The 9,876-nt window shown below is 68.2% G+C and carries 9 protein-coding genes; 4 read left to right on the forward strand and 5 right to left on the reverse strand.

Going from position 1 to position 9,876, the window contains the following annotated elements; all coding sequences use genetic code 11:
• Positions 1 to 102: 102 nt before the first annotated feature.
• Positions 103 to 600 carry an SseB family protein gene (locus tag AOK01_RS29950; protein WP_055517152.1) on the reverse strand — a complete coding sequence of 166 codons (498 nt, stop codon included), beginning with the start codon at positions 598 to 600 and terminating at the stop codon, positions 103 to 105.
• Between the two features lie 319 nt (positions 601 to 919).
• On the opposite strand from AOK01_RS29950, the gene AOK01_RS29955 reads away from it, so the two are divergent.
• From AOK01_RS29955 to AOK01_RS29965, 3 genes are all read left to right on the forward strand, one after another.
• Positions 920 to 2,761, forward strand: a complete 1,842-nt coding sequence (locus AOK01_RS29955) for an acyl-CoA dehydrogenase (protein ID WP_055517154.1) — start codon at positions 920 to 922, stop codon at positions 2,759 to 2,761.
• A 208-nt stretch (positions 2,762 to 2,969) separates the two neighbouring features.
• Complete coding sequence (locus AOK01_RS29960) at positions 2,970 to 4,268, forward strand: M18 family aminopeptidase (RefSeq protein ID WP_055517156.1); 1,299 nt, start codon at positions 2,970 to 2,972, stop codon at positions 4,266 to 4,268.
• A gap of 139 nt (positions 4,269 to 4,407) precedes the next feature.
• Positions 4,408 to 4,662 (forward strand): DUF6458 family protein, encoded by a 255-nt coding sequence (locus AOK01_RS29965; RefSeq protein ID WP_055517157.1) that lies wholly within the window; start codon positions 4,408 to 4,410, stop codon positions 4,660 to 4,662.
• A gap of 94 nt (positions 4,663 to 4,756) precedes the next feature.
• On the opposite strand, the gene AOK01_RS29970 is transcribed toward AOK01_RS29965, so the two are convergent.
• From AOK01_RS29970 to AOK01_RS29985, 4 genes are all read right to left on the reverse strand, one after another.
• The gene (locus AOK01_RS29970; protein ID WP_245702468.1) at positions 4,757 to 5,797 is read right to left on the reverse strand and encodes a hypothetical protein; all 1,041 of its coding nucleotides are present in this window, start codon (positions 5,795 to 5,797) and stop codon (positions 4,757 to 4,759) included.
• Complete coding sequence (locus tag AOK01_RS29975) at positions 5,778 to 6,911, reverse strand: AAA family ATPase (protein ID WP_055517159.1); 1,134 nt, start codon at positions 6,909 to 6,911, stop codon at positions 5,778 to 5,780. Before AOK01_RS29975 ends, AOK01_RS29970 begins: the two co-directional genes overlap by 20 nt.
• Positions 6,908 to 8,092 (reverse strand): DUF262 domain-containing protein, encoded by a 1,185-nt coding sequence (locus AOK01_RS29980; protein ID WP_245702469.1) that lies wholly within the window; start codon positions 8,090 to 8,092, stop codon positions 6,908 to 6,910. The genes AOK01_RS29975 and AOK01_RS29980 overlap by 4 nt, the downstream gene beginning before the upstream one ends.
• Positions 8,093 to 8,283: 191 nt before the next feature.
• Positions 8,284 to 8,712, reverse strand: coding sequence for an ATP-binding protein (locus AOK01_RS29985; protein ID WP_055517161.1), 429 nt, complete (start codon positions 8,710 to 8,712; stop codon positions 8,284 to 8,286).
• A 230-nt stretch (positions 8,713 to 8,942) separates the two neighbouring features.
• On the opposite strand from AOK01_RS29985, the gene AOK01_RS29990 reads away from it, so the two are divergent.
• The gene (locus AOK01_RS29990; protein WP_055517163.1) at positions 8,943 to 9,788 is read left to right on the forward strand and encodes a helix-turn-helix domain-containing protein; all 846 of its coding nucleotides are present in this window, start codon (positions 8,943 to 8,945) and stop codon (positions 9,786 to 9,788) included.
• Positions 9,789 to 9,876 lie beyond the last annotated feature (88 nt).

Genomic DNA, 9,876 nt, shown 5'->3' on the forward strand with positions numbered 1-9,876 from the left:
CGGAGGGAATTCCCTCCGGGCGTCACTGGTGGAACGGGGTCACGCATGAAGCGTGGTCACTCATGAAGCGGGGCCACTCGGCCGCCTGCGCGGCAGAGGTGGTCAGCCGTACATCCGGCGCATCGCGAAGTCCACCATCTGCTCGACCGCCTTCGCGTCGAAGACGATGCGGTGCTCGCCCTCCATGTCGAGGACGAAGCCGTAGCCGGTGGGGAGCAGGTCGATCACCTCGGCTCCGGTGATCACGAAGTACTTGGACTCCTTGCCGGCGTACCGGCGCAGTTCCTTGAGCGAGGTGAACATCGGGATCACGGGCTGCTGGGTGTTGTGCAGCGCCAGGAATCCGGGGTTGTCACCGCGTGGGCAGTAGACCTTGGACGTGGCGAAGACCTGCTGGAAGTCCTCGGGGGTCAGCGACCCCGTGGTGAACGCGCGCACCGCGTCCGCGAGCGACGGCGGCGACGGTTCGGGGTAGAGCGGCGGCTGCTGGCCGTACCCGCCGACCCCGCCGACACCACCGGGCATCTGCTGCTGCGGCGGCGGCTGGGACTGCGCGTACTGCTGCTGCCCCGGTCCCACGTTCTGGTCGTAGCCGTACATGGGGGCAAGAGTACCGAGGGCAGGGGGCCCAGGACCGCCCATGCCGGATTTCCTCGACCAGCCGAATTTCCCCGTCCGGCCGGATTTCGTCGAACAGGTGGCGGACCCGTCGACTCGCACCCGAACGTAGACCCTGCTCACACTTGAGCCATCAGGGGTTGCTTCTTATTACCGACGGGTAGCATCATCGTAGCTACTAGTTGGTACGTGAACCGGATGCGCACCAGACTCGGACCCGCACTCGAACCCGGACTCAAACCAGCACTCGAACCAGGTACGAGGACTCACCACCTCCCCGATCCCTAACGGAGCCGTCGCCATGGGCCACTACAAGTCGAATCTCCGCGACATCGAGTTCAACCTCTTCGAGGTGCTCGGGCGCGACAAGCTGTACGGCACCGGCCCGTTCGCGGAGATGGACACCGAGACCGCCAAGAGCATCCTCGACGAGCTGACCCGCCTCTCCGAGAACGAGCTGGCGGAGTCCTTCGCGGACGCCGACCGCAACCCGCCGGTGTTCGACCCGGAGACCAACACGGCTCCCGTACCGGCGTCCTTCAAGAAGTCGTACCAGGCCTTCATGGACGCCGAGTACTGGCGGCTCGGCCTGCCCGAGGGGATCGGCGGCACCACCGCGCCCCGCTCCCTGATCTGGGCGTACGCGGAGCTGGTGCTCGGCGCGAACCCGGCGGTCTGGATGTACTCCTCGGGCCCCGCGTTCGCGGGCATCCTCTTCGACGAGGGCAACGAGGTCCAGAAACACATCGCGAAGATCGCCGTCGACAAGCAGTGGGGCTCCACCATGGTGCTCACCGAGCCGGACGCCGGCTCGGACGTCGGCGCCGGCCGCACGAAGGCGGTCCAGCAGGAGGACGGCTCCTGGCACATCGAGGGCGTGAAGCGGTTCATCACGTCCGGTGAGCACGACATGTCGGAGAACATCCTCCACTACGTGCTCGCCCGCCCCGAGGGCGCGGGCCCCGGCACCAAGGGCCTGTCCCTCTTCCTCGTACCGAAGTACGAGTTCGACTTCGAGACCGGCGAGCTGGGCGAGCGCAACGGCGTCTACGCGACGAACGTCGAGCACAAGATGGGCCTCAAGGCCTCCAACACCTGCGAGCTGACGTTCGGCGACCGCCACCCCGCCAAGGGCTGGCTCGTCGGCGACAAGCACGACGGCATCCGCCAGATGTTCCGCATCATCGAGTTCGCCCGCATGATGGTCGGCACCAAGGCGATCTCCACGCTCTCGACGGGCTACCTGAACGCCCTTGAGTACGCCAAGGAGCGCGTCCAGGGCCCCGACCTCGCGCAGTTCATGGACAAGACCGCGCCCAAGGTCACCATCACGCACCACCCGGACGTGCGCCGCTCGCTGATGACGCAGAAGGCGTACGCGGAGGGCATGCGCGCGCTGGTGCTGCACACCGCCGCGATCCAGGACGAGATCCAGGTCAAGGAGGCCGAGGGCGAGGACGCCGCCGCCCTGGAGGCGATGAACGACCTGCTCCTGCCGATCGTGAAGGGCTACGGCTCCGAGAAGGGCTACGAGCAGCTCGCCCAGTCGCTGCAGACCTTCGGCGGCTCCGGCTTCCTTCAGGAGTACCCGATCGAGCAGTACATCCGCGACGCGAAGATCGACACGTTGTACGAGGGCACGACCGCGATCCAGGGCCAGGACTTCTTCTTCCGGAAGATCGTCCGCAACCAGGGCGCGGCGCTGAACTCGCTCGCCGAGGACATCAAGAAGTTCCTGGCGCTCGGCACCGGCGGCGAGGAGCTGTCCGGCGCCCGCGAGTACCTCGCCAAGGCGGCCGTCGAGCTGGAGGCCATCGTCGGCCTGATGCTCACGGACCTCGCGGCGACCGAGCAGGACGTCAAGAACATCTACAAGGTCGGGCTGAACACCACCCGCCTGCTGATGGCCTCCGGTGACGTTGTCGTCGGCTACCTGCTTCTGAAGGGCGCGGCCGTCGCCGCCGAGAAGCTGGAGACGGCCTCGACGAAGGCCGTGTCCGCCAAGGACGTCGCGTTCTACACCGGCAAGATCGCGGCGGCCACGTTCTTCGCCGCGAACGTCCTGCCGGGCGTCACCGGCGCGCGCAAGCTCGCCGAGTCCGTCGACCTGGACCTGATGGCCCTGGACGAGTCCGCGTTCTGACGGCGTACCGACCGCGTTCTGTCCGCGTTCTGTCCGCGTTCTGAACGCCGGTCCGGTCGGGCGGGCTCCGGCCGACCGGTCGTGCGGGTGTCGGCCGACCAGCCCGGCGGGCCCGGTGAGCACCGGCCGACCGCTTCCGTGGGTGCCGCTCACGAACGCCCGTTCCCGTCCCCGGGAGCGGGCGTTCGTACGTCGTTAAGGTGAACCCATGCGCACACCGCCCCGCTTCGACCGCGGACACACCGACGACCTCATGTCCTTCCTGGCGGCGAGCCCGTCCCCGTACCACGCGGTGGCGAACGCCGCCGAGCGGCTGGAGAAGGCGGGCTTCCGCCAGGCCGCGGAGACCGACGCGTGGGACGGGACGACCGGCGGCAGATACGTGCTGCGCGGCGGCGCGATCGTGGCGTGGTACGTGCCGGAGGACGCCGAGCCGCACACGCCGTTCCGCATCGTCGGGGCGCACACCGACTCCCCCAACCTGCGGGTGAAGCCGCGCCCCGACAGCGGTGGGCACGGCTGGAGACAGGTCGCTGTCGAGATCTACGGCGGTCCGCTGCTCAACTCCTGGCTCGACCGGGACCTCGGCCTGGCCGGACGGCTGACCCTGCGGGACGGCTCGACGCGGCTCGTGAACATCGACCGCGCGCTGCTGCGCGTACCGCAGCTCGCCGTCCACCTGGACCGTTCCGTCACCGCCGAGGGCCTCAAGCTCGACAAGCAGCGGCATCTGCAACCCGTCTGGGGCCTGGGCGACGACGTGCACGACGGCGACCTGATCCGCTTCGTGGAGCAGGAGTGCGGCATCGACGAGGGCGAGACCACCGGCTGGGACCTGATGGTCCACTCCATCGAACCGCCCTCCTACCTGGGCCGCGACAAGGAACTGGTCGCCGGCCCGCGCATGGACAACCTGCTGTCCGTGCACGCCGGTACGGCGGCGCTGGTGGCCGTGGCGACCGGCGAGGAGCCCCTGCCGTACATCCCGGTCCTCGCGGCGTTCGACCACGAGGAGAACGGTTCGCAGTCCGACACGGGAGCGGACGGCCCGCTGCTCGGCAGCGTGCTGGAACGTTCAGTCTTCGCGCGCGGCGGGTCGTACGAGGACCGGGCGCGCGCCTTCGCCGGCACGGTCTGCCTCTCCTCCGACACGGGCCACGCCGTGCACCCCAACTACGCGGAGCGGCACGACCCGACGCACCACCCGCGCGCGGGCAAGGGCCCGATCCTGAAGGTGAACGTCAACAACCGCTACGCCACGGACGGTTCGGGCCGCGCGGTCTTCGCCGCGGCCTGCGACAAGGCCGGCGTGCCCTTCCAGACCTTCGTCTCCAACAACGCCATGCCCTGCGGCACGACCATCGGGCCCATCACGGCGGCCCGCCACGGCATCAAGACGGTCGACATCGGCGTGGCCATCCTGTCGATGCACAGCGCCCGCGAACTGTGCGGCGCGGACGACCCGTTCCTGCTGGCGAACGCGCTGGTGGCGTTCCTGGAAGGTTAGGCCCGGCGGAAGTCGCTTTGCGCTGCACCGAGTTGGACGCCCTGCATGGAGGGATCGACTCCGGGTACTCGAACGGGGCCCGGGAACCGTACGGTCTCCGGGCCCGGCACGACACCGTGTGCAACAGGAGGCGACACCCATGGGCCTGGGCGGGTGCATCATTCTGATCGCCGTAGGGGCGATCCTCACATTCGCGACCGACTGGGACATGCAGGGGGTCAACCTCGACCTGGTCGGCGTCATCTTCATGATCGTCGGCCTGATCGGCGTGGCCACGTTCAGCAGCATCGCCAGGCGGCGGCGGGTCGTGATGCCGCCGACCACGCCGGTGGTCGAGGACCCGCACCACCACCACCACAACCGCAGCGACTACAGCGACGGTTACGGCGCCTGATCGCCGTACTCGTCCCCGTACGCGTACCCGTCCGTACCCGTACTGGTCCCTGCGGCGGCTTGGCGTCGCCCGAGGTACGAGGTGACGAGGTGGCTCAGGTCGCCAGATGTCCCACGAAGATTCCCACGAGGACCCGATCGTCGTACGCGGCGATCGGGAGGGAGAAGTGCACCCGGTCGCGGTCCCACAGGCGCTTCCCGTGCCAGTCGCAGCGATAGGTGGCGCCCTCATGGTCGACGTTGCGCTGTTCCCACGCCTTCGCGTTCTTCTTCGTGTTCGCGCTCTCGGGGGAGATGTCCAGACCCAGTGCGTCGAATCTGCGCATGACCTGGCTCAGGTCGCCACCGCAGTCGGCCAGTGTCCCGGTGAAGTGGTCGTTGAGCGCGCCGAGCAGCTTCACCAGCCAGGGCAGGACTTCGGCATAGGTGCCTTCGAAGTGGTGCAGGCGCAGGGAGTCGGCGAAGAGCAGTTGGGGAAACGCGTCCACCGTGAAGGTGAAGAAGTGCTCGGCCGCGACGGGTTCTTCGGTGAGCAGGCCCCGCCAGAAGCCCGGTGCGTCTTTCGGCGATCGCAGCACGTGCGTCTTCACTTCGTCGTGGCCCGCCTCCGTCGTCCGCGTGACGGTGACCCATCCGGACGGCCAGTCGGGTTCCTTGGCATACGGTGCGAGAAGGCAGGACATGGCCCGGCCTTCCGCCGCTCTGGCCAGGGCGTGTGCCGTGCCCCAGGACGGCTCGTGCCAAGGGCCGTCGCCGACGCGGACCGGCTGGGGCAGATCCGCCTCGTCGGGTTCCACGCGCTTGCACTTGCCCAGCAGCTTCAGCAGACGAACGCGCTCGTCACGGGGCAGTACGCCGTCCGGCGAGTACAGCGCGTCCTGCAGCGTGACCGACGGGCGGCATTCGGTGTCGTACGCGGGATCCATGAACGCGGCCCTGCGTCCGTCGGCCAGCGGTTCCAATAACTCGGCGAGTACGTCGAGGGCGTCGAGCAGACCTGAGCCCGTCAGCTCCCGCCAGTCGAAGCACTCCTCCCCGACGACCACGCGGTAGTCGGCGTCAGCCTTGGTCTCGACCTTGGTCACCGGGGCGGCACCCGAGACGTTCCGCCCGTCGTCACCTGCCACGTCGAGCACGGGCGAGCCTCCCGAGGTCGGTCTCGATCTGGTCGAAGAAGCCGCTGGGCCAGTGGCTGAGCTCACCCTTGTCGTCGATGTCGATCGGCAGGGTCCGATCGTGGTCGAAGTAGTGCGTCACCATGTCCTTCGCCGGGAGGGAGCGGTCCTGCGCCACGGCGAGCCGGGCCCCGTTCAGGACGTGGTCGCTGTGCGTCTCCACCACGACCTGCGCCCCGCTGCCCGCCACCCGCGCGAGGAACCGGCCCAGCCGGGACTGTCCCGCCGGGTGCAGATGTGCTTCCGGGTTCTCCACGATCAGTAGGTCGCCCGGCTCGGTGAGCAGGCCGGCGACGATGACGGGGAGGGCGTACGAGACGCCGAAACCGGTGTTGGCCGGGCGGATCTCCTCACCGATGAGGCCCGGCTCGCCGAAGCGGATCGTCCCGGCCAAGATGCCCACGGCCACCCGTGCGGTGATTCGCAGCGGCCGGATGATCTCCGACGCCCACGCCTCGGCCTGGACCCTCAACTGCGAACCGGCGGCCTTCGGGTGGCGCAGCGAGCCCCGCACCTCCTCGCGGGTATGGACCGCGCGCGACTCGCGCAACGCCAGCACCTGCGCCGTGAACTCGCCCCGTACGCCCACACCGATCCGGTCCGGCTCCTCGGCGGACACCGCCAGCGTGTCGCGTGGGCCCAGACGCTCGGCACACAGATAGGTGAAAGCGGGATCCGCGACACGTGGCCCGATGCCGGGCACCGGCGCCACCGGCAGCCGCCGTACGTCGAGGTGCAGCGCCTGCTCGGCGTCGGGCAGACCGAAGACGTACACCCATGACTCACCGTCCGGGCCGCCCAGTCGTACGGTGATCTCCCGGGCGTCGGACGTCCAGTTCAGCACGTCGCGGGCCTCGCCGAGGGCCAGCCCGAGCGGACCGTTCAGCCGGACCGTGCCGCCGCCCGACGTACCGCCCGCCATGCCTGCCGTACCCGCCAGCCTTGCCAGGAGCAGGGACTGGATCACGGTGCTCTTGCCGCCGCCGTTGACTCCGGTCAGGACGGTCAGCGGGCGCAGGCCGAACGACTCCGCCTCGAACCGCTTGAAGCCCCGGATCTCCAGGGAAGTGATCACTGGCCGGCTCCGGCATCCGCCACGGCGGCCTTGAACCGGTAGTCCACGCGGTGACGGTCCGCGGTGGAGGAGGTGATGGCGTTGAGGTAGGTGACGTCGGTGGTCATCCGGTCTCGGGCGGCTTTTACGATCGCCTCGCGGCGCGTGAACAAATCCATCGATGTGTCTTCGTGCGTTGCGTCTTCGGGGTCGGCCAGGGCCATGGACCAGGTCTCGAACAGGGCGCGATTGATCGGGCGCCGGTAGTCGTCCCCCTGTGGCCACTTGCGGAAGGCATGCTCGCCGAAGACCATGGACGCGCGGTGCATCGCCCTCTCGAAGACGACCTCCAGTTCTGCCACCCGCTCGTCCGGTACCTGCTTCGCCGAGTCGAGCATCTCGGTGGCGTCCATGAGGAACTGCTCCATGACCGGCCGCTCGTGGTACGCCGCCACGCCCTTCAGCCAGAACGCGGCGAACCGCAGCGCCATCTCCCGGTCGTTCATCCGGATGTGGTTGGTCAGACGGCCTCCGGTGGCCTTGGCGAAGGCGTCCGTGTGGGTCATCCGGTGCAGGATGTCCCGGCTGCGCGGACTGCTCATGCAGTGCCGGATCTCCTGCGCGTTGAGCGGAGTTCCGCCCGTGTTGATCCGCTTGAAGATCTCGTACGTGACGCCGCGCGGTGTCGTCGGGTCGATCACGTTGACGATCAGCTGGGTGTTGTTGATCCGCCGCTGGAACGGTACGGGAAGATCGCTGAAGCGCAGGTCCTTGAGGTCGTCCAGGTGCTCCAGCTTGCCGAGGGCGAAGCCTGTCTCCCCTCCCCGGACGAAGGAGTGCAGGGTGGACAGCCGTTGAAGTCCGTCGACGACCCTGAACGACCCGTCCGCGTCCTCGGCGAAGTAGAAGGCGGGCAGCGGGATCTGCAGCAGCAGGGACTCGACGAGCAGGGACTTCTGATCGACCCGCCACACCCGCAACCGCTGGAAGTCCGGGGCGAGTTCGATGGAGCCCTCGTCGATCTGGTCGAGGATGTTGCGCAGCGAGAACTGGCTCGTGTTCACCCGGATCTGGTCCGGGTTCCACGGCCGCTGGATACGGGTGGCGTCCTCGCCGGCGTCCTCCACTTCGATGTCCGTGGCGCGTCCATCGAACACGTCCTCCACCACGTCCGGGGGCGTCTGAGCGCCTTCGATTGCCATGCGGGTCATCCTAGGGGCGAGCGGTGTGGTGGTTTGGGGCGTTGTGCCGATCTTCTCCGCCCGGGGCCGGACCGCTGCTTCTTCGCCGACGCACCGCTCCGACCGGCGACCGCGGATCATCGAGCGGGCGGGGCCCGGCGGCACGGCCGCAGATTCCAACTCCCGCAGTCGGCTCTGCTGCTGCCGCCCGATCATGGTGCCGCCGGAAGCGGTAGGGGCAGGTCGAACCAGACCGCTTTGCCCTCCGGGTGAGCCTGCCCGCCGTACGGGATGTCCGGTCCGTGGCCCCAGCGGCCCTCCGTGAGGCTGTCCACCAGGTACAAGCCCCGGCCGCCACCTCGCTCCCACGTCTCGGTCGACAGTTCCCTTATCACCGGCGGGTTCTCGTCCCCGTCGTACACCACCACCCGCAGCTTCCCCTCCTCCACCGCCAGCCACAGCACGGTGCCATCACCTTTGGCGTGCACGCAGGCGTTGGTGACGAGTTCGGAGGTACAGAGGATCGCGTCGTCCACGAGGGCGCGGTCCAGTTCCAGGGTGTGCAGGACGGTGGCGACGAACTCGCGGGCGATGTGGGGGGAGGTGTCGCGAGGCGGGCAGATGAGGGTGTACGAGGGCATGGGGCATCGACTCCGGTGAGGTGAGGGGGGTTCGCGTGGGCCCGGCCCACGTTGCTGTCCGGCGCCCCGGTGTCGACGGTCGGGGTGGCGCTTCCAACGGGGGGTGGGCGTGCGGGAATTGCGGATGAGTGACCACATGGGCACTCTCCGTGAGGTACGTTGCAACGGTAGCGGCTCAGCCTGATACGCACCAACTGGTCCAGAAAAGTACGATAAGCAGGGAGAGCGTCATGCCGCCGAGGATCAATCCCACGGCACGCCAAGAGAGACTCGGCACCGAACTACGCAAACTGCGCGAGGCCGCAGGCATCGAGTCGCGGGAAGCAGCCGCGTTCCTCGGCGTGAACCAGACCCAGATCAGCCACATCGAATCCGGCCGGTTCGGAATCAGCGAGCAGCGGCTGCGCCGACTGACCGGGCTCTACGAGTGCCACGACCACCAACTCGTGGACGCCCTCGCCGAGATGACCGTGCAGCGGCTCAAGGGCTGGTGGGAGGAGTATCGGGGCGTGCTGCCGCCTCCGGCGCTCGACCTTGCCGAGTTGGAGCACCACGCGGCGTACGCTCGCGCTTTCCAGATGGCGCACATCCCAGGCGTGCTCCAGACCGAGGATCACGTACGCGCCGCCTCGCTCTTCGTGAACCCGCACCTCCCTGAGGAGGAGCGCGAGATGCGCATCTCGTTCCGGATGCGTCGTCAGCAGGTCCTTGAGTCGGGGACGCCGTACGACGTGATCATCCACGAAGCCGCGCTACGGATGCGTGTCGGCGGCTCCAAAGTCACCCGCGCTCAACTCGCGTACCTCCTCCAGGCATCCGAGAGGGAATCACTCGCCCTTCGTGTCATCCCCTTCGCCACAGAGGACTTCGCAGGCGCGGGCCTTGCTGTGCAGTACTTCGGCGGAGTCGTCTCGCAATTGGACACTGTGCAGATCGATACGCCGCACGGTGCCGAATTCGTCGACCCGCCCGCTCAGTTGCATCGGTACCGGACCCAGCTCGAACGCGTTGACAGTGTGGCGCTCGCGGTGGACGCTTCCCTCGGTTTCATCCGACGTATCGCCCAGGAACTTTGAAAGGTCTCCGGTGTCTCAAACCCTCCGCTGGCAGAAGTCCTCGTACTCCGCAGGCGACGTGGACAACGACTGCCTGGAGATATCCGCC

Origin of the sequence: Streptomyces aurantiacus (assembly GCF_001418335.1) — a bacterium.
GTDB lineage: Bacteria > Actinomycetota > Actinomycetes > Streptomycetales > Streptomycetaceae > Streptomyces > Streptomyces aurantiacus.